General features: G+C 72.1%; 21 protein-coding genes. 12 read left to right on the top strand and 9 right to left on the bottom strand.

What is annotated here, in order from left to right; genetic code table 11:
- A complete protein-coding gene (locus tag IEZ27_RS02255; protein ID WP_189645627.1) occupies positions 1 to 564 on the bottom strand; it encodes a ClpP family protease in 564 nt (187 codons plus the stop codon).
- 143 nt (positions 565 to 707) lie between these two features.
- Here IEZ27_RS02255 and IEZ27_RS02250 point away from each other — a divergent pair, with 143 nt between their 5' ends.
- Both IEZ27_RS02250 and IEZ27_RS02245 read left to right on the top strand, forming a co-directional pair.
- On the top strand, positions 708 to 1,931 hold the full coding sequence (locus IEZ27_RS02250; RefSeq protein ID WP_229823096.1) for a sensor histidine kinase: 1,224 nt from the start codon (positions 708 to 710) through the stop codon (positions 1,929 to 1,931).
- Entirely contained in the window at positions 1,928 to 2,566 is a 639-nt protein-coding gene (locus IEZ27_RS02245) for a response regulator transcription factor (RefSeq protein ID WP_125637397.1), read from the top strand. Before IEZ27_RS02250 ends, IEZ27_RS02245 begins: the two co-directional genes overlap by 4 nt.
- On the opposite strand, the gene IEZ27_RS02240 is transcribed toward IEZ27_RS02245, so the two are convergent.
- Together IEZ27_RS02240 and IEZ27_RS02235 are read right to left on the bottom strand one after the other, a co-directional pair.
- Positions 2,536 to 3,414 (bottom strand): DUF2268 domain-containing protein, encoded by an 879-nt coding sequence (locus tag IEZ27_RS02240; protein ID WP_189645626.1) that lies wholly within the window; start codon positions 3,412 to 3,414, stop codon positions 2,536 to 2,538. The genes IEZ27_RS02245 and IEZ27_RS02240 overlap by 31 nt on opposite strands.
- 42 nt (positions 3,415 to 3,456) lie before the next feature.
- Positions 3,457 to 4,218: a hypothetical protein gene (locus IEZ27_RS02235; protein ID WP_189645625.1), complete on the bottom strand. Its 762-nt coding sequence runs from the start codon at positions 4,216 to 4,218 to the stop codon at positions 3,457 to 3,459.
- A 55-nt stretch (positions 4,219 to 4,273) separates the two neighbouring features.
- Between IEZ27_RS02235 and IEZ27_RS02230 the strand changes: the two genes are divergently transcribed.
- The 7 genes from IEZ27_RS02230 (at position 4,274) to IEZ27_RS02200 (ending at position 10,739) form a co-directional block, all read left to right on the top strand.
- Complete coding sequence (locus IEZ27_RS02230) at positions 4,274 to 5,275, top strand: AAA family ATPase (protein WP_125637400.1); 1,002 nt, start codon at positions 4,274 to 4,276, stop codon at positions 5,273 to 5,275.
- Positions 5,272 to 6,204: a DUF58 domain-containing protein gene (locus tag IEZ27_RS02225; protein WP_308427244.1), complete on the top strand. Its 933-nt coding sequence runs from the start codon at positions 5,272 to 5,274 to the stop codon at positions 6,202 to 6,204. The genes IEZ27_RS02230 and IEZ27_RS02225 overlap by 4 nt, the downstream gene beginning before the upstream one ends.
- The gene (locus tag IEZ27_RS02220) at positions 6,201 to 7,148 is read left to right on the top strand and encodes a VWA domain-containing protein (RefSeq protein WP_125637402.1); all 948 of its coding nucleotides are present in this window, start codon (positions 6,201 to 6,203) and stop codon (positions 7,146 to 7,148) included. The genes IEZ27_RS02225 and IEZ27_RS02220 overlap by 4 nt, the downstream gene beginning before the upstream one ends.
- A gap of 11 nt (positions 7,149 to 7,159) precedes the next feature.
- Entirely contained in the window at positions 7,160 to 7,750 is a 591-nt protein-coding gene (locus IEZ27_RS02215) for a class I SAM-dependent methyltransferase (protein WP_189645624.1), read from the top strand.
- Complete coding sequence (locus IEZ27_RS02210; protein ID WP_189645623.1) at positions 7,747 to 8,286, top strand: TrmH family RNA methyltransferase; 540 nt, start codon at positions 7,747 to 7,749, stop codon at positions 8,284 to 8,286. The genes IEZ27_RS02215 and IEZ27_RS02210 overlap by 4 nt, the downstream gene beginning before the upstream one ends.
- A gap of 35 nt (positions 8,287 to 8,321) precedes the next feature.
- Positions 8,322 to 9,122, top strand: a complete 801-nt coding sequence (locus IEZ27_RS02205) for a glycerophosphodiester phosphodiesterase (RefSeq protein ID WP_189645622.1) — start codon at positions 8,322 to 8,324, stop codon at positions 9,120 to 9,122.
- A gap of 183 nt (positions 9,123 to 9,305) precedes the next feature.
- A complete protein-coding gene (locus tag IEZ27_RS02200) occupies positions 9,306 to 10,739 on the top strand; it encodes an MFS transporter (RefSeq protein WP_189645621.1) in 1,434 nt (477 codons plus the stop codon).
- A gap of 6 nt (positions 10,740 to 10,745) precedes the next feature.
- Here the strand turns inward: IEZ27_RS02200 and IEZ27_RS02195 are convergent, their stop codons facing one another.
- A complete protein-coding gene (locus tag IEZ27_RS02195; protein ID WP_189645620.1) occupies positions 10,746 to 11,267 on the bottom strand; it encodes a hypothetical protein in 522 nt (173 codons plus the stop codon).
- Between the two features lie 113 nt (positions 11,268 to 11,380).
- Complete coding sequence (locus tag IEZ27_RS02190; protein WP_189645619.1) at positions 11,381 to 11,860, bottom strand: winged helix-turn-helix transcriptional regulator; 480 nt, start codon at positions 11,858 to 11,860, stop codon at positions 11,381 to 11,383.
- 33 nt (positions 11,861 to 11,893) lie between these two features.
- Between IEZ27_RS02190 and IEZ27_RS02185 the strand changes: the two genes are divergently transcribed.
- The 3 genes from IEZ27_RS02185 (at position 11,894) to IEZ27_RS02175 (ending at position 13,624) form a co-directional block, all read left to right on the top strand.
- Complete coding sequence (locus tag IEZ27_RS02185) at positions 11,894 to 12,388, top strand: nuclear transport factor 2 family protein (RefSeq protein ID WP_125637408.1); 495 nt, start codon at positions 11,894 to 11,896, stop codon at positions 12,386 to 12,388.
- Between the two features lie 123 nt (positions 12,389 to 12,511).
- Entirely contained in the window at positions 12,512 to 13,126 is a 615-nt protein-coding gene (locus IEZ27_RS02180; RefSeq protein WP_189645618.1) for a hypothetical protein, read from the top strand.
- Positions 13,127 to 13,279: 153 nt separating this feature from the next.
- Positions 13,280 to 13,624, top strand: coding sequence for an RNA polymerase-binding protein RbpA (locus tag IEZ27_RS02175; protein ID WP_125637410.1), 345 nt, complete (start codon positions 13,280 to 13,282; stop codon positions 13,622 to 13,624).
- Between the two features lie 60 nt (positions 13,625 to 13,684).
- Here the strand turns inward: IEZ27_RS02175 and IEZ27_RS02170 are convergent, their stop codons facing one another.
- The 4 genes from IEZ27_RS02170 to IEZ27_RS02155 are packed head-to-tail and all read right to left on the bottom strand — an operon-like array spanning position 13,685 to position 19,199.
- Complete coding sequence (locus tag IEZ27_RS02170; protein ID WP_189645617.1) at positions 13,685 to 14,668, bottom strand: DUF2804 domain-containing protein; 984 nt, start codon at positions 14,666 to 14,668, stop codon at positions 13,685 to 13,687.
- Complete coding sequence (locus tag IEZ27_RS02165) at positions 14,655 to 16,361, bottom strand: glycoside hydrolase family 2 protein (RefSeq protein ID WP_229823093.1); 1,707 nt, start codon at positions 16,359 to 16,361, stop codon at positions 14,655 to 14,657. The genes IEZ27_RS02170 and IEZ27_RS02165 overlap by 14 nt, the downstream gene beginning before the upstream one ends.
- Entirely contained in the window at positions 16,358 to 17,959 is a 1,602-nt protein-coding gene (locus IEZ27_RS02160; protein ID WP_189645615.1) for an alpha-amylase family glycosyl hydrolase, read from the bottom strand. The genes IEZ27_RS02165 and IEZ27_RS02160 overlap by 4 nt, the downstream gene beginning before the upstream one ends.
- On the bottom strand, positions 17,949 to 19,199 hold the full coding sequence (locus IEZ27_RS02155) for an MFS transporter (protein ID WP_189645614.1): 1,251 nt from the start codon (positions 19,197 to 19,199) through the stop codon (positions 17,949 to 17,951). The genes IEZ27_RS02160 and IEZ27_RS02155 overlap by 11 nt, the downstream gene beginning before the upstream one ends.
- Positions 19,200 to 19,255 lie beyond the last annotated feature (56 nt).

The raw sequence follows: 19,255 nt of genomic DNA, 5'->3' as shown, positions 1-19,255 counted from the left end.
TCAGTTCATCCCTTCGGCGATGTGGTCGACGAACCCGTACTCCAAAGCCTCGCTCGCGGTGAACCAGCGGTCGCGGTCGGAGTCCTCCTGGATGCGCTCGAGCGGCTGGCCCGTGTGGTGGGCGATGATCTCGGCCATCCTGCGCTTGGTGTAGAGCATGTTGGCGGCCTGGATCTCGATGTCGCTGGCCGAGCCCCCGATGCCGCCCAGCGGCTGGTGCATGACGATGCGGGCGTTGGGCAGGGCGTAACGCTTGCCCGGCGCGCCCGCGGTGAGCAGGAGCTGGCCCATGGAGGCGGCGAAGCCCATCGCCACCGTCGCCACGTCGCACGGCACGAACTGCATCATGTCGTAGAGCGCCATGCCGGCCGAGACCGAGCCGCCCGGGGAATTGATGTAGAGGGTTATGTCCCGCTTGGGGTCTTCGGCCGCCAGCAAAAGCAGCTCACCGCAGAGCCGGTTGCAAATATCGTCATCGACCTCCTGGCCGAGCACCACGATGCGCTCCTTCAGCAAGCGCTGACTGAGCTGGTCAGGCCAGGCTGCGCGCGCGGTCTCCGTCATTGACGTCGCCTTTCTGTCGGACTAATTCTGCGAAAAACGCTAGACCCGGCGGCGGCGAATTCCAGTCCCTTTTCGCTGGGGGCGCATTTCACTCAGGGCGCATTACTCCCTGCGCGAAAAACTGTCGACATACAATCCCTGATGTGAGAAGGAACCTCCCCCGCCGCTGGGCGTGCCTCATCCTGGGCGGCGCGCTGCTGATGCCGTACATGATGGCCGGGGTGCTGGTGGCCGGGATGTGGCACGGCGGGGCGGCCGACCTGCTGATGCCCGTCCAGGTCGGGGTGTTCGTCGCGGTGCTGCCGGTGGTGGCGCTGACCGGGCTGTTCCTGCCGGTGCGCGGCCTGGAGGTGAACGCCGCCCAGGGGCTGCTGGGCGCGCGCGTGGAGACCCCGCCGCGCCAGGCCCGCAGGTCGTGGCAGGAACGGCGGCGCACCGCCGCGTGGTTCACGCTGCACCTGGCGGTCGGCGGCGTGGTCAGCGGGTTCACGCTGGCGGTGGTGCCGTTCACCGCGTTCACGCTCGTCCTGCCGTTCCTGGGCGAACCCATGCCGGTGCTGGGCGTCACGGCCGAGCCGGGGTGGCCGTCGGTGTTGTGGTCCGTGGCGGGCGTGACGGCGCTGGCGCTGCTGGTGGCGGTCGCGGCCGGGGCGGGCGCGCTGCTGGCCGCCCTGGCCTCCCCGCTGCTCGGCCCCACCCCCGCCGAACGGCTGGCCGCCGCCGAGGAGCACGCCCGTACGCTGGCCGAACGCAACCGGCTGGCCCGCGAGTTGCACGACTCGGTCGGCCACGCGCTCAGCGTCGTCACCTTGCAGGCCGCAGCGGCCGGCCGCGTCCTCGACCGCGACCCGGCCACGGCCAGGACCGCCCTGGCCGCCATCGAGCAGTCGGCCCGCGCCGCGCTGGAGGACCTCGACCACGTGCTCGGCGTGCTGCGCGAGGACGTCCGCGGCCAGGACCGACGCGGCGAGGACCCCGACGGCGGGCGGCGCGCCCCGCAGGCCACGCTGGCCGACCTCGGCAAGCTGGTGGCCGCCTCCGGCGCCGAGGTGCGTCAGGAGGTGGGCGACCTGTCCGGCGTGCCCGCCGTGGTCTCCAGGGAGGCCTACCGCATCCTCCAGGAGGCGCTCACCAACGCGATCAAGCACGGCCACGGCCCGGTACGCCTGGCCGCCGCCGTCCAGGGCGACGACCTGCGGCTGGAGGTCAGCAACCCCGGCGCGGCACGCCGCAGGGGCGGCGGCGGGGGCAGGGGCGTGCGCGGCATGCGCGAACGGGTCCGCCTGCTCCGCGGCGACCTGCGGGCCGGCCCCGACGAGGGCGGGTGGACGGTGTCGGTCCGCCTCCCGCTACGGTCGAGCCCATGACACTCAAGGTCGTGATCGCCGACGACGAGGATCTCATCCGCGCCGGCCTGCGCGTCATCATCGACGCCGAGCCGGGCCTGCGCGTGGTCGGCGAGGCCGCCGACGGCGCCGCGGTGCTGCCGGTGGTGCGCCGCGAGCGTCCCGACGTCGTGCTGATGGACGTCCGCATGCCCGCCGTGGACGGCATCCAGGCCACCCGGCGGCTCGTGGCGCTCGACGACCCGCCCAAGGTGCTGGTCGTGACCACGTTCGAGAACGACGACCACGTCTACGACGCCCTGCGCGCCGGCGCCAGCGGCTTCCTGCTCAAACGCACCAGGCCCGACGACCTGATCCAGGCGATCAGGCTGGTCGCGGCCGGCGAGTCGCTGCTGTTCCCCGCCGCCATCCGCGCCCTGGCCGGCCGCGGGCCGCGCGGCCACGTGCCCGGGATCGACCGGCTCACCGGCCGCGAGGGCGACGTGCTGCGGCTGATGACCAGGGGCATGTCCAACACCGAGATCGCCGCCGAGCTGGTCGTCAGCCAGGAGACCGTCAAGACGCACGTCGGCAACGTGCTGGCCAAGCTGGGCGCGCGCGACCGTACGCAGGCCGTGATCGCCGCCTACGAGTCGGGGTTCGTCTCCCCCGGCTGAGCCCGGCCGAGCAGCCGCGCGGCGGGCAGCAGGGTGGCCTCGGCGGCGCTCAGCCCGCGCTCGGCCAGGGCCCGGTCCACCAGGCGCAGGCCCACCGCGTACCCGGCCATGTCGGGGACGCCGCGGGGTTCCTGGCCGAACAGGCGCATGGCGCTGTCGCCCAGCACGTACGCCGGGGTGTTCCACATGCCCTGCAGGTCGAACGCGTCCATGATCAGCTCGTGGGCGCGTTCCAGCTCCTCCCCCGTGACCATCCGCGACCACGGGCCCATCGCCTCAGGCCCCGACAACTCCCGGACGAACGCCTCGGCCAGCCCTTCGGCCACCACGTGCTCGCCCACGGTCACCCGGGCCGGGTCCCACTCCACGTTGGTGTAGCGCACGTTGTGGTGGAACTCGTGCACCGCGCAGTGGGCGATCCTGCCGATGACCTCCTCCGACGGCCAGCCCAGCAGGTACAGCCAGCCCGGTGAGCCGCCCATCCCGTAGTAGCCGCCGCCGACCTTCGTCAGGTGCTCGTTGTCCGGGTCGCCGAGCACGAACATCACCTGGAGCGAGTCGGCCTGCCGGGCGTCCTTCAGCGCCCGCGAGGCCCGTTCCAGCTCCCTGCGCACCTGGCCGAGCACGTCGGCCTCGATCATCGCCCGTACGGCGGGCAGGTAGCGCGGGTCCTCGACGTCGACGCGGAAGCCGCCACCCTGGTGGTGGACGTCCACGATGTCCCCGGGGGCCGGGATCGCCGGCCGGATCGGCGCCAGCATCTCCCGCAGCGCCCCGGGCCGGTCGGCGAGCGGCCCGGCCAGCAGGTCGGCCATGGCCGTGAGTGTGTCGTGAATGATGAACTCCATGCCGCGGACGCTAAAGCCTCACGTAACGTCAGGCTCAAACGCTTAAAGCGGTGACTCGCCCAGTTCGTCACCCGGCGACTCCCCCGGCGTGCCGGGGCCGGTGCGGGTCGGCGACGGCGACTGCGACGGGGAGGGCTGCGGCACCGGCGTCGCAGGCGTCGGCGGCGGCGTCGGCACGAACACCGTCGGCGGAAGCTGCCGCGGCATCTGCTCGCTGTCGCGCCTGCCGAACAGCAACAACAGCAGGATCGTCGTCACCAGGACCAGCAGCAGCGCCAGCGCCAGCGCCGCCAGCAGCACCCGCCTGCGGGTCTCGGTCAGCGGCAGCGCGCGCCGCAGCGGCCCCGGCAGCGCGGGCGCGCGGTCGGTCAGCCAGTACGGCACGAAGTCCGGCCCGTGCGCCTGCCCGATGAACGTCCCGCCCACCATGACCGGCTCCAGGAACCGTTCGGCCCCCGCCTGCCCCGGCGCGTACGGCACCGCCACCCACGGCGCGGGCCCGTCGTCCACCTCGAGCACCTCGGGCGCGCCGTCGATCACCGAGCCGCGCGCCCGCCCGATCCCCAGCCAGCCGCGCGCACCCGAACGCCCCGACGACTCCTTGACCGCGGTCAGGAACCGGTCGCGCGCCGCGGCGTCCAGCGCGGCGCCCCGGGTGAGCACGCCCAGCGACACCGCGCGCCCGTCGGGCCCCTGGCCCAGGTAGACGAACCCGGCCGGAGCCGTGTGCAGGCGGGCCTGCACGACGTAGCGCCCCAGCTGGGGCGGATCACCGTACTGCAGGGGACTTGCCACGTTTGCCATGAAAGCACAGACGTGGCGTCGTGCACGTTCGCGGCGCGTTTGGTGGAATGGCGTCATGAGCGTCGCCGAAGAGTTGCCAGGCGGAAACGACGCGGCACTGCTGCGTCAAAGTCTCGACGAGGTCCGGCGTGTCATCGTGGGACAGGAGCACATGGTCGAGCGGCTGGTCGTGGCCCTGCTGGCCCGCGGTCACTGCCTGCTCGAAGGTGTGCCCGGTGTCGCCAAGACCCTCGCCGCCTCCACCCTGGCCACCGTCGTGGGCGGCACGTTCGCCCGGATCCAGTTCACCCCCGACCTCGTGCCGAGCGACATCGTCGGCACCCGCGTCTTCCATCCCTCCAACGAGAAGTTCGACGTCGAGCTCGGTCCGGTGTTCGTCAACTTCCTGCTGGCCGACGAGATCAACCGCGCCCCCGCCAAGGTCCAGTCCGCGCTGCTGGAGGTGATGGCCGAGCGCCAGGTCACGCTGGCCGGCGTCACCCATCCGCTGCCCAGGCCGTTCATCGTGCTGGCCACCCAGAACCCGATCGAGTCCGAGGGCGTCTACCCGCTGCCGGAGGTGCAGCGCGACCGTTTCCTGTTCCGCGTCCGCGTGCCCCACCCCAGCGCGCACGAGGAGCTGGAGATCCTCCACCGGATGAGCGTCACGCCGCCCGTGCCCGGCCGGGTGCTCGACCCCGGCCGGCTGCTGGCCCTGCAGAAGGCCGCCGAGCAGGTCTCGGTGCACCAGCTCGTGGCCGACTACGTGGTGCGCCTGGTCATGTCCACCCGCGCGCCCGCCGACTACGGCCTCGGCGACCTCGCCGAGACCATCGAGATCGGCGTCAGCCCCCGCGCCACACTCGGCCTGGTCTCGGCCGGGCGCGCGCTGGCCCTGCTGCGCGGGCGCGACTACCTGCTGCCCGACGACGTACGCGACGTCGCCGTGGACGTGATGTCCCACCGCCTCATGCTGACCTTCGACGCCCTGGCCGACGGCGTCGACCCCGAGCAGGTCGTCAAGCAGATCCTGCACGCCGTGCCGCCGCCCCTCGTCGTCTGGAACCAGAACCGTTGAACACCGCCGAGCAGGCGCTGCGGCGGCTGGAGCTGACCGTCACCCGGCGGCTCGACGGCCTGCTGCACGGCGCCCACCAGGGGCTGCTGCCCGGCACCGGCAGCGAGGCCGGCGACAGCCGCGTCTACGTGCCCGGCGAGGACGACGTACGCCGCATGGACTGGGCGGTCACCGCCCGCACCACCGTCCCGCACGTACGCGACCTGATCGCCGACCGCGAGCTGGAGACGTGGGCGCTGGCCGACCTGTCGGCCAGCATGGACTTCGGCACCGCCGACACCGACAAACGCGACCTGGTCGTGGCCGCCGTCGGCGCGATCGGCTTCCTGTCCAGCCGCATGGGCGACCGGTTCGGCGCGCTGGTGCTGCACGACGAGTTCATCCACCGCATGCCCGCCCGTACCGGCCGCCCGGCCCTGTACGGGCTGCTCAACTCCCTCATGGACGCCCCCCGCGGCCGGGCCGTGCCCGACGCCCCCGACCTGGCCGAGGGCATCGACGTGCTGGCGGCCACCCGCCGTCGCAGGGGCCTGCGGCTGGTCGTCTCCGACTTCCTCGACGCCCGGCCGGAGCTCGACCCCGACGCCGAACGCCCCTGGGAACGCCCGATCAGGCGCCTGGCCGCCCGCCACCAGGTCCTGGCCGTGGAGATCATCGATCCGCGTGAGCTGGAGCTGCCGGACGTCGGCCGGGTGGCGTTCACCGACCCCGAGACCGGGAACGTACGTGAAGTGCACCTTTCTCCCAAAGTCCGGCAAGCATATGCAGAAGCCGCCGCCCTCCAGCGTGAGGGCACCAGGATGGCCCTGCGCCGCGCCGGGATCGCCCACCTGGTGCTGCGAACCGACAGGGACTGGGTGTTCGACGTGGCGCAGTTCGTGCTGCGCCAGCGCCGTATGAGCCACCTAGCCCACCGGAGACCCGTATGACGTTTCTCGCGCCGGGCTGGTTGTGGCTGTTCGTCCTGCTGGCGCTGGTCGTGGCCGGATACGTCGTGGCGCAGTTCGCCCGCCGCCGCTACACCGTGCGCTTCACCAACCTCGCCCTGCTCAACCTCGTCGCCCCCGCCGGACCCGGCTGGCGCCGCCACGTGCCACCCGCGCTGTTCCTGGTCATGATGTCGCTGCTGGTGGTCGGCGCCGCCAAACCCGCCGACCAGGTACGCGTCCCCCGCGACCGGGCCACCATCATGATCGCCCTGGACGTGTCCCTGTCCATGGACGCCGACGACGTCCAGCCCAACCGGATCAGCGCCGCCAAGGCCGCCGCCCAGGCCTTCGCCAAGGAGCTGCCCGACCGCTTCAACGTCGGCGTGGTCTCCTTCGCCCGCTCGGCCAACGTCGTCATCTCCCCCACCACCGACCACCAGGCCGTCGTCACCGCCATCGGCAACCTGACCACCCGCCCCGGCACCGCGATCGGCGAGGCCGTCTTCAACTCCCTCGACTCGGTGCGCTCCTTCGACCAGCAGGCCGCCACCGACCCGCCGCCCGCCGCGATCGTGCTGCTGTCCGACGGCGACAACACCTCCGGCCGCTCGGTGAACGAGGCCATCGACGCCGCCCAGCAGGCCCGCGTCCCGGTCTCCACCATCGCGTACGGCACCCAGGAGGGCACCGTCAGCATCGACGGCAGGCCGGTGAACGTACCGGTCAACAAGCAGACCCTCCAGTCGCTGTCCGACGGCACCAGCGGCCGGGCCTACACCGCCGAGTCCGGCAGCGAACTGCGCGACGTCTACGAGCAGATCGGCACCTCCCTCGGGTTCAAGCTGGTCAGCCAGGAGATCACCCAGTGGTTCATCGTGGCCGCGATCCTGCTCGGGCTGCTGGTGGCCGGCGCCGCGGTCTTGTTCGGCACCCGGATCCCGTAACGTTTTCCCACGTGGCCCACTACTTCTCCGAGCGACCCGAGACCGCGAGCAGGCCGGGCGTGGTCGACCTGGTCCTGCCCGACCTCCATCTGCGGCTGGAGACCGACAGGGGCGTGTTCTCGCCCGAGCGGGTCGACGTCGGCACTCGCGCGCTGCTGGAGTCCGTCCCGCCGCCGCCGCAGGAGGGCGACCTGCTCGACCTGGGCTGCGGCTACGGCCCGATCGCGCTGACCATGGCCGCGCGGGCGCCCGAGGCGACGGTGTGGGCCGTCGATGTGAACCGGCGCAGCCTGGAGCTGACCGAGCGGAACGCCCAGACCGCCCGCCTTTACAAAGTAAGACCGGTGCATATCGATGAAGTGCCGGATGACGTGAAATTTCGGGCCATCTGGTCCAATCCCGCCATCCGGATTGGCAAGCCGGCTCTGCACGAGATGCTCACCAGGTGGCTCTCCCGGCTGACGCCCGACGGCGTCGCCTACCTGGTCGTCCAGAAACACCTCGGCTCGGACTCCCTGCAGCGCTGGCTCGGCGAGCAGGGCTGGCAGGCCTCCCGAGAGGCCTCCCGAGCCGCCTATCGCATATTGAAGGTGGCCCGATGAGAAGGCAGCTGCGCCCCACCGACGTCAAGCGGCTCAACCGCACCTGGCGCAGGAACACCGAGAACCGGCTCGCGCTGATCCTGGAGTCGGTGACGGGCCCGTTCAACGTCGGCTCGATCTTCCGCAGCGCGGCGGCGTTCGGCGTCGACCAGATCTGGCTGGCGGGCAATGCCACGCCGCCCACCAACCCCAAGGCGGGCAAGACGGCGCTCGGCACCGAACGCCTGGTCACCTGGCACGAGCCGGTCCCGGCCACCGAGGCGGTCAAGGCCGCCAAGGAGGACGGCTACACCGTGCTGGCCATCGAGCTGACTGGCGAGGCCCTGCCGCTGCACCGCGCCGACCTCGGCCGCGACGTGTGCCTGGTGGTCGGCAGCGAGGACCACGGCTGCTCCCCCGCCCTGCTGGAGGCCGTCGACGGCGTGTGCTACATCCCGCAGGTCGGGCGGGTCGGCTCGTTCAACGTGTCGGTGGCCGCGGCCATCGCGCTGGCCGAGGCCCGCCGCCAGGAGTGGGAGAATCTCCCCCAGACGTGACCTAACCGTTCACCCAGGGAAGGGATACTCGGGTCGTGCTCAGCCGTCGTTTCGCCTTTCTCGACCATCCGGGCCCGCTCGCCTTCGCCCACCGCGGAGGCGCGCTGGAGGGCGCCGAGAACTCGGTCGCGGCCTTCGAACGGGCGGTCGCCCTCGGCTACGACTACCTGGAGACCGACGCGCACGCCACCTCCGACGGCGTGCTGCTGGCCTTCCACGACCACACCCTCGACCGGGTGACCGACCGGCGGGGCCGCATCTCCGAGCTGCCCTACCGGGCGGTCCGGCAGGCCCGCATCGGCGGCGTGCACGAGATCCCGCTGCTGGAGGACCTGCTCGGCACCTGGCCGCAGGTGCGCTTCAACATCGACGTCAAGGAGGTCGCGGCCATCGCGCCGCTGGCCGACGCGATCCGCCGCACCAACGCCTACGACCGCGTCTGCCTGACCTCCTTCTCCGACGAACGCCTGGTCATGGCCAGGGCCGCGATGGGCCGCGAGGTGTGCTCGGCGCTCGGCCCGCGCGGCGTGGCCGCGCTGCGGGCCGCCGCGACCACCTCCGGTTACGGCCGCCTGCTCACGCGCCTGTCGCGCGCCGGGATCCCGTGCGCGCAGGTGCCCATCGGCTTCCGCGGCCTGCGCGTCACCACCGGCCGCCTGATCCGTACGGCGCACGCCATCGGCATGCAGGTGCACGTGTGGACGATCAACGACACCGTCCGCATGGAGAGCCTGCTCGACCTCGGCGTCGACGGCATCATGACCGACAACGTCACCGGCCTGCGCGAGGTCCTCGACCGCCGGGGCCTGTGGCATCCGCGCGGCATGGCGGCCTGACCGTACGGGCCCGGCGGGCGCGACCTTCCTCTCATGCGGTGATCACTGTAAGGTCATGGGCACGACATCCGGACGTGACCCGCGACCTGCGAGGATGGTCACTCCGTCAAGTTTGGTCCCATCCCCGTTTCCGGGCCGCGCGAGGCCCCCGGCCGCCCGGCCGCAGAGGAGCGACACGACACCATGGCCTCCACCGCACCCCCCGCGGCCCTCGACGACTCCCCCGCGGCGCGCCGCCGGGAACAGCGCGGCTGGTACTTCTACGACTGGGCCAACTCGGCCTTCTACACCACGATCATCTCGGTGTTCCTGGGGCCGTACCTGATCCCGGTCGCCAAGACCGCGGCCTGCGCCAAGGACTTCCCCGAGCTGGCCTCCGAGACGTGCATGTCCCAGTTCGACGCGCTCGTCCTGCGCCACCCCGGCCTGGGGTACGTCGACGTGCTCGGCGTCGACATCAGGCCCGCGGCCTTCTTCGGGCTGACGCTGACGGTGGCGGTGTTCCTGCAGATCGTGTTCCTGCCCATCGTGGGCGCGCTGGCCGACCACACCGGCCGCAAGCGGGAGCTGCTCGGCGGGTTCGCCTACGTCGGCGCGCTGGCCACCATGGGCCTGTACTTCGTCGAGGGCGACCGCTACATGCTGGGCGGCCTGCTGTTCGTCGTGGCCAACCTGGCCTACGGCTCCTCGGTGGTGGTCTACGACTCCTTCCTGCCGCAGATCTCCACCCCCGAGGAGCGCGACGGCGTCTCCTCGCGCGGCTGGGCGATCGGCTACCTGGGCGGCGGCCTGCTGCTCCTGCTCAACCTGGGGTTGTTCCTGCAGCACGACAGCCTGGGGCTGAGCGAGGGCATGGCGGTGCGCATCAGCATGATGTCGGCCGGGCTGTGGTGGGCGATCTTCACGATCGTCCCGCTGCTGCGGCTGCGCAACCGTCCGGTGGCCACGCACGAGACGACGACGCTGCGCTCGGTGGGCGGCAGCTTCCGCCAGCTCGGCCGTACGCTGGCCGAGCTGCGGCGCTACCCGCTGACGCTGCTGTTCCTGGTGGCCTACCTGGTCTACAACGACGGTGTGCAGACGGTCATCGGCAACAGCGCGGCCTTCGCCTCCGAGGCGCTCAAGCTGGACAAGACCGTACAGATCACGGCGATCCTGATGGTGCAGTTCGTGGCGTTCTTCGGGGCGCTGCTGCTGGGGTGGCTGGCCCGCCGGTTCGGCACCAAGCGCACGGTGCTGGCCAGCCTGGTGTTGTGGACCGGGATCGTGGTGGTGGCCATGTTCGTCGGCGAGGGGCAGGCGCTGCAGTTCTACCTGATGGCCTTCGCCATCGCGATCGTGCTGGGCGGCACGCAGGCGTTGTCGCGGTCGCTGTTCTCGCAGGTGATCCCGAAGGGGCGGGAGGCGGAGTACTTCAGCCTGCTGCAGATCAGCGACAAGGGGTCGGCGTTCATCGGGTCGCTGACCGTGACGATCGCGCTGCAGCTCACCAACAGCTACCGGATCGCCATCGTGTCCATGATCATATTCTTCGTGGTGGGCTTCGTGCTGCTCGCCCTGACGAACCTGCCCAAGGCCATCAGGGCGGCCGGCAACGAGGTCCCCTCCCGGATCTGACCCCCGTCAGGGGCCGAACCTGCGCGAGAACCAGTACGTGGCGCCCACCAGCACGCCGGTGCCGAGGATGGCCGCCAGCACCAGCGGGCCGACGTACCCGCCGGCGCCCACGCCGTCGCCCACGGTGTTGCCGACGGTGCCGCTGACGGTGTTGCCGATGGTGTCGCCGTCCAGCAGGATCTCGGCCCGCCTGGGGACGTCGTCCTGCGCGCGGACGACCCGGTCGCCGGCGTCGTACGAACCGGGCGCACGCTCGGGGTCACGCGCCTCCAGACCGGGGATGCCCCGGACGTCGTCCTCGCGCCGCCGCGCGGGCGCCTGATCCCCGGTCCGCTCCCTGGCCCGATCGCGCCGCCCGGTCGAGCGCGCCTCCCCGTCGTCATCGTCGTCATCGTCGTCGTCATCGGCGGCGGCGAGGACGAGGGCTTGGGGCGGCGACGACGCCTGCGCGGGGAGGAGCATCGCCCCGCCGCCCAGGACGAACGCGAGCGCGGCCGCCAACGCGAGCCACCGTGGTCCGAGATCCATCTACGCCTCCTGTACGACGTCCCCGTCCCCTCAGGCTGCGCGGAGGCCGTTGGGTGGCCGTGAGCGGCCGATGAGAGTCCTCTCACGCCGGGCCGGGAGTCAAACGCGGACCGTCACAGATCGGCGGCCAGGACCATCGTCCCCGGCCCGCGCGCGGCTCCGGGGCCCGGCACCGGCAGCACGGTCTCGGCGGTGGCCTCCCCGCCGCAGTGAGGGCAGGTGACGACGGGCGTGAACTGCCGGCCGCAGGAGTGCACGAGCAGCGCGGGCGGTCCGCCGGGCGGCGTGGACCAGCGGTCGCCCCAGGCCATGAGGGTCATCAGCGCGGGCACGACGTCACGCCCCGCCTCGGTCAGCAGGTATTCGTGGCGCACCGGCCGTTCCTGGTAGGGCCGCTTCTCCACGACCCCCGTCGCGACGAGATGGTCGAGCCGGCGGGCCAGCAGGTTGCGCGAGATGCCCAGGTCCTCGGCGAGGTCGTCGAACCTGCGCAGGCCCAGGAACATGTCGCGCAGGATCAGCGGCGTCCAGGGCTCGCCGATGACGCCGACGGCCTGGGCGATGGAGCAGTGCATCTCACCGAACCTGTTCATGCACCCAGGATAGTCGGTTGATAAAGTGAACTCATGACAGTTCACATTCAGGACTCACCCGCCCGGGCGTACCGCGAGGCCGGCGAGGCGCATGACGTCCAGGCGATCAAGGCCACGTTCGCCGACGGGGTGGTGTTCCATTCGCCGCTGAGCTACAGAGCCCGCTTCGACGGCCGCAGACAGGTGGGCGAGCTGTTCGAGGCCGTCTTCGACGTACTGTCGGACCTGCGCTACCAGAGCGACATCGGGGACGGGAACGTCCGCATGCTCACGGCGACCGCCCGGGTGGGCCGCCAGGAGCTGAACGAGGTCGCCCAGCTCGTCCTGGACGACGACGGCCTGATCCGGGAGCTCACGATGTGGATCAGGCCGCTGCCGGCGCTGACCGCGCTGATGGCCGCGCTCGGCCCCCGGATCGCCAGAGGCAAGGGCACGCCGGGCCTTCCGCTGCTGGTCAGCGCGGCCTCCAAGCCACTGGCGGCGATGACGAACTTCGGCGACCGCACGCTGGTGCCGCTTCTGACGTGACCCCATGAAGTGACGACGCTCCGAGGCGATGCTCCAAAGAGAGAGCAGTGCTCTTGACATGGCGGGCCCATGACGAGAGCATTGCTCTCATAACGGAGCAACGCCCTCAGCAAGGAGCATCGAATGACCGCCCCCCGCCTCACCTCCGCCGCCTTCGCCCTCGGCGGCATCCTGTTGTTCGCCTATCCGGTGTTGCGCCCGTCCGGCGACGACGCCGTCGCGATGGCCTCGACCGGCTGGGTCACCGGCCACCTGGCCGCGATGCTCGGCTTCGTCCTGCTCGGCCTGGGCATGCTCGGGCTCCACCAGGTGCTCGGCAACCGCCTGTCGCTGCGGGCGGCCGCGGTCACCTGGGTGGGCGCCGGCCTCACCCTCCCCTACTACGGCGCCGAGGATTTCGGCCTGCACGTGATCGCCGCACGTTCCCTGGCGGACGGGAACCCCGCGCTGATGGAGCTGGCCACGCAGTTCCGCTACCACCCGGTCGCGATCACCATGTTCGCCTCCGGGCTCGCGCTGCTCGGCGTCGGCGCGGTGATGGCCGCGGTGGCCGTCTGGCGCACGGGGACGCTGCCCAGGCAGGCCGGAATCGTGCTCGGGCTGGGTTTCGCGCTGTTCATCCCGCAGTTCTTCAGCCCGTACCCGGTGCGGATCGCGCACGGGGCGCTCATCATGATCGGCGCGTTGTGGCTGGCATCGAGCCTGGTCAGGGCCCGTCGCACGGCGGTCGCGGCCTGAGGACGCGGAGCCGATCGGAGCGGGCTCGAATAACCGAGGCCCCAAGCGCGATTGGATCACCCCGCGGGTGGGAATCCCATCACGGTACCAAGCGTTAGACACCGTGGGAGACAGACCCCCCACGTATGGGGGCCCTGTAGGAGGCATTTAGACATGGGCGAGCGCGCGCTTCGTGGCACCCGGCTCGGGGCAACCAGCTACGAGAACGACCGTAACACGGATCTGGCCCCACGCCAGGAGGTGTCCTACACCTGTCCTAAGGGCCATCGCTTCGAGGTTCCGCTTGCCGCCGAGGCCGAGATCCCCGCGACCTGGGAGTGCCGCATGTGCGGCGTGACCGCGGTGCGGGTCGACGGTGAGCAGCCGGAGTCGAAGAAGACCAAGCCCCCGCGGACACACTGGGACATGCTCCTGGAGCGGCGGTCCATCGAGGACCTGGAAGAGGTGCTCAACGAGAGGCTCGCGGTGCTCCGCGCGCAGCGACGCAAGAGCGCCTGACGACCTCTCACGGTGAAAACCCCCGGGCGGCGCCCGGGGGTTTCGCTGTGTCCGGGGCGGCTACCAGCGGTTACGGGCCTCCTCGGCCCAGCCGGTCAGGCCGTCGAGGTCCACCCACGCGCCGTCGTCGTCCTGGATCCGGCCGGAGAAGTGGCCGAAGCACTGGTGGGTCTCGCTGGCCACGACGCCGAGCTGGGTACGGGCGACCTTCTCGTGGAAGGGCCGGAACTCCACCTCGACCCGCGGGCCGGTGATGCGCCACGGGCGCAGCCAGTCGGCGCGGTCGTAGGACCACTCCAGCTCATCGCCGATCTTGTGCAGCCGGCCGCCGGTGAACAGGGCGTTCTCAGTGACGCCGGTGCCGTCGGTCCACTTGCCGCCGAGCTGGACGGCCCTGCCGGGCCCGCTGCCGGCCGCCCAGTTCCAGGTGACCGCGTACGGCCACTTCCCGCGGCCGTGGTCCAGCACCGCGAAGGAGTCGGTCTCCTCGATCGCGAACTCCGCCGTGCCCAGCCGCAGGCGTCCGCGGGCCGGGCGGCCGACGTCCTTGACCGTGTACTGGAACCGGTTCGGCCTCCAGGGCACCACGACACCGAGCGACTCGTGGCCCTCGGGCAGCGGCACCTCCAGCTCGATCGCCACGCCCGGGGCGGTGGCGTGGATGCGCGTGCCGCCGGGGTCCTGCCGGATCTCGATCGCCAGCCCGCCGCCGCGTACGGAGACCGTGCCCGCGCCGCTGCGGTCGGGGAGGACGGCGCCTCGGGCCAGCGGCACCACCACGTCCTTGGCGAACTCCTCGCCGGTGGCCCGGTCGAGCACGTAGATCCCGTGCACCCCGGCGTAGTCGAGGGAGGAGGCGACCAGGCCGATGATGTGGGAGGGGGTGACCACGCCCCAGTACTCCCAGCGCTTGCGCCGTCCCCATCCGCGCAGGCCGGCCCGGTGCAGCGGGGTGCGGGTCCAGCCGACCGCGGCGGGGTTCAGCCGCCCACCGGGCAGGCACAGGTCGGTGGGAGCGGTGATCTCCCGTTCATGGGTGGTCATGGAATGTGAGCCTTCTCGTGACGGAGCGGATGAGGTCGGCGGGCAGCTTGAGCTCGGCCCTGTCGTAGGTGAGCAGGCCGTTCAGCTCGTCCTCGACGTCGGAGAGCTGGGTGTAGACGCTGGCGCTCAGGCCCTTGCCGATGGCCGGGACGATCTGCTCCTCGTGCAGCCGGACGAACGCCTCGCCCAGCTCGGCCGCGGTGCGATAGCGCCGGTAGCCGAACTCCTTCTCGCCCCAGGTGTGGCCTTCGACGGGCAGGCTGTAGCCACCGTACTCCGACAGGACCAGGACGCGGCCGTCCGGGCGGGGCGGGCGGAATCGCCGGAAGTAGACGTGCAGGCTGAGCAGGTCGCCGGCGCCCTGGTCGTGCCAGCCGCTGGCGTGGTCGATCGTACGGGTGGGGTCGAGCCGGGCCAGCTCGCCGGCGACGCGCGCGGCGTCGAACTGGCCCCAGCCCTCGTTGAACGGCACCCACACCGCCAGGCCGACCACGTTGCGCAGGTGCTCGACGGTCTCGCGCAGCTCGGACTCGAACGCGGCGCGCCCGTCGGCGTCGGCCCGTCCGAAGCGGTGGTGGCGGCGGTCGTCCAGCCGCAGCGGCAGGATCGCCGGCGTGGTGATGACCAGCGGACGGTAGGTCTCGCCGCCGTTGACCAGGTCCTGCCAGACGAGCATGCCGAGCCGGTCGCAGTGGTGGTACCAGCGCAGCGGCTCGATCTTGATGTGCTTGCGCAGCATCGTGAAGCCGAGCTGCTTCATCATGACGATGTCGTCCACCATGGCCTCGTCGGAGGGCGGCGTGTACAGGCCGTCGGGCCAGTAGCCCTGGTCGAGGATCCCGGCGTGGAAGTACGGCCGGCCGTTGAGCAGCAGCCTGGGCACGCCGTCGCCGTCGGGGCCGACGGAGAAGGAGCGCATGCCGAAGTAGCCGCGGACATGGTCGGCGCCGAGCGTGACGGTGACGTCGTACAGGAAGGGGTCCTCCGGGCTCCACGGGCGGGCGCCGGGCAGCGGGACGCGCACCGGGCTCCCGGCGGGGGCCGTGGCGCGGGCCACCACCTCCCCGGCGGCGAGGATCTCGATGGCGGCCTCGCCGGCCGGGGCGTGCACGGTCACCTCCACGCACTCCTCGGCGAGCACGGGGGTCAGCGTGAGCCGTTCCACGTACGTCTCGGGCACACGTTCGGCCCAGACCGTCTGCCAGATGCCCGACTGGGCGGTGTACCAGATGCCGCCGCGTCGCAGCCGCTGCTTGCCGCGCGCGTGCCAGCCGGTGTCGCTGTCGTCCCGTACGGCCACGTCGAGGGTGTTGCCGCCCTCGCGCAGGGCGTCGGTGACGTCGAAGGAGAACGGCAGGTAGCCGCCGGTGTGGCCGCCCACCTCGACGTCGTTGACCCAGACCCGGCAGGTCTGGTCCACGGCGCCGAAGTGCAGGATCACCCGCCCGCCGGCGGGCCCGGCGGGCGGCTCGAACGAGCGCCGGTACCACAGGGTCTCCCCCGGCCGGAGCTGCCGCCCGACCCCGGACAGCGGCGCCTCCGGCGAGTACGGGACGACGATGTCGCCGTCGTAGGAGCCGGGCCGCGTCCCGTCGTTGACGGCGTACCGCCAGCGGCCGTTGAGGTTGAGGTAGCTGTCGCGGACGAGCTGGGGCCGGGGGTACTCCGGGAGCGGGGCCGGGTCGTGGGTCACGAGAGCCACACCGCCGTGTCGGCCGGCAGCGTGCCGCCGTCCAGGGGGCCGCTGGCCAGCAGGACGGCGGAGTGCGGGGGCAGCGGCACCGGGTCGGGGCCGAAGTTGACCATGAGGGTGAAGCCGGGCTCGCGGGTGAGGGCCAGCACGCCGGGCGGCGCGTCGAGCCAGGTCAGCTCGCCCTCGCCGAGCGCGGGGTGCTCGCGTCTGAGGGCGAGGGCGGCGCGGTAGAGGTTGAGCGTGGAGCCGGGGTCGTCCCGCTGGGCGGCGACGGTGAGGGCGGCCCAGTCCGTCGGCTGGGGCAGCCAGGTGCCGCCCGCGCCGAACCCGTACGGCGTGGAGGTGCCGGACCAGGGCAGCGGCACGCGGCAGCCGTCCCGGCCGATGAAGGCGCGGCCGGTGCGCTCGAACATGGGGTCCTGCCGTGCCTCGTCCGGCATCCGGAGGTGTTCGGGCAGGCCCAGCTCGTCGCCCTGGTAGATGTAGGCGCCGCCGGGCAGGGCGAGCAGCAGCAGCGCGGCCGCGCGGGCGCGTCTGGTGCCGAGCTCGGCGTCCACGGGGACCCGGCCGAGCAGTACGTCCGGGGTCGGGGCGCGGACCAGATCCTGGTCGATGCCGAACCTGGTGACCATGCGCGGCACGTCGTGGTTGCCCAGCACCCACGGGATCGAGCCGCCCGTCTCGCGGGCCAGCCGGTACGACTCCTCCACCACGCCGCGGAACTCCCCGGCCGACCAGGGCAGGGGCATGAGACGGAAGTTGAACAGCTGGGCCAGGCCGTCGCCGGTCAGGTAGGGCCGGGCCTGGGCGGCGTCGGCGAACCAGATCTCGGCCACGGTGCCGCGCGGCCCCGGGTAGGCGGCCAGGATCTTGCGCCAGGACCGGTACAGCTCCAGCAGCTCGGGCTGGTGCTCGTACGGCACCGCCGAGCGGCCGGGGGCCAGCGGGGCGCCCTGGCTGCCGGGGACGACGTCCGGCAGGCCGTCCTCCTTGAACAGCATGGCGGCCACGTCGATGCGGAACCCGGCCACGCCGCGCTCCAGCCAGAACCGCAGCACGTCCTCGAACATGGCGGTCACGCCGGGGTGCCGCCAGTTCCAGTCGGGCTGGGCGGCGTCGAACAGGTGCAGGTACCACTGGCCGTCGGGCGTGCGGGTCCAGGCCGGGCCGCCGAACATGGACTGCCAGTTGTTGGGCTCGTCGCGGAAGACGAACCAGTCGCGTTCGGGGCTGCCGGGGCCGGCGGCCAGCGCCTTCCGGAAGCGCGGGTGGGCCGAGGAGCAGTGGTTGGGCACGATGTCGACGACGACCTTGATGTCCCTGGCCGTGGCCGCCGCGACGAAGGCGTCGAAGTCGGCCAGGGTGCCGTAGCGGGGGTCGACGCCGGTGTAGTCGGCGACGTCGTAGCCGCCGTCGGCCAGCGGCGAGGGGTAGAACGGGCTCAGCCAGACGGCGTCCACGCCCAGGTCGGCCAGGTGGTCCAGGCGGGCCAGCGCGCCCGGCAGGTCACCCTGGCCGTCGCCGTCGCCGTCGGCGAAGCTGCGCGGGTAGATCTGGTACACGACGGCGTCGCGCCACCAGGCGTCGTTATCGAACACTGCGGATCCTCCAGATGAGGCAGGCGCCGAGGGCGGCGAAGCCCGCCGCGACGGCGTACATGAGCGGGTAGCCGCCCGCCGAGGTGACCAGGGGCGCGGCGATCACCGGCCCGAGCGTGTTGGAGGCGGAGTTGGCCAGGCTCACGATGCCCAGGTCCTTGCCGCGGTCGGCGTCGGCGGGCAGGAGCTGGGTGACCATGGCCTGGTCCACGGCGGCGAACATGCCGTAGCCCGCGCCCAGCAGCACGCTGGCGGCCAGCGCGGCGGGCCAGCTCGTCAGGAACGTCAGCACGAGCCCGGAGGCGGCCATCGTGAGGCCGCCGGTGAAGACGGCGGCCCGGCGGTTGCCGGAGCGGTCCGACAGCCAGCCCGCCAGCAGCGTGGGCACGACGCTGCTCAGCGTGAAGACCGCGACCAGGACGACGACGCCCTCCTCGACGGTGGAGCCGGGGAACAGGGCCTCGTAGCCGACGCCGTCGCGCAGGTAGTACTGCAGGTAGCCGATGGCCATGGCGAGCGTGAGGGTGATCAGGAAGCGGCTCACCCAGGCCCAGGCGAAGTCGGGGTGCTTGCGCGGGCTCACGCGGAAGCTGCGCAGCAGCGAACGCGCGTCGAACGGCGGCAGGTCGGCCGGCCCGGTGGCGGGCTCCCGGGTGAACAGGCTGAACGGCAGCACGAGAAGCAGCACCAGGACCGCCATCGCCAGGAACCCGGCCTGCGACCCGGTCGCCACGACGGTGACCGCGACGCCGCCCAGCAGCGGCCCGGCGAGCTGGCCCACGCCCGCCAGCGCCGACACCTTGCCGCGCTGGCTGATCGGCACCTGGTCGGGCACGGTGGCGATGGCGGTGGCCAGGGCGGCGGTGAAGGCGAGCTGGGCGACCGCCCATCCGATGATCAGCCCGGCCAGGGAGTCCTGGCGGGACAGGAAGACCAGGGACGCGGCGCAGACCAGCGCGCCGCCCGCGATCCAGGGGCGACGCCGGCCCATCCGGGCGCGGGTCCGGTCGGACAGGGCGCCGAACAGCGGGTTGGCCACGATCGTGCAGACGGCGGCGACGGCGAACACGGCCGCCAGCGACGCCTCCTTGTGCTGGGGATCGATGCGGGCCACGTGGGAGGGGAGCAGGATCTGGTTGCCGACGGTCATCGCCATGATGACCCCCATCTGGGCCAGCGCCAGCAGGGACATCCAGCCCGCGGATACCCGTCTGTCAGGCGCGAGGCGCGTTTCGGCCATGCATGTCCTCCGTTGGGGGGAACGTGAGAGGATGTCACGTTAGAACATGACGGGTC

Origin of the sequence: Nonomuraea spiralis (genome assembly GCF_014648435.1) — a bacterium.
GTDB lineage: Bacteria > Actinomycetota > Actinomycetes > Streptosporangiales > Streptosporangiaceae > Nonomuraea > Nonomuraea spiralis.
This window is presented reverse-complemented; position numbering and strand designations above follow the sequence as displayed.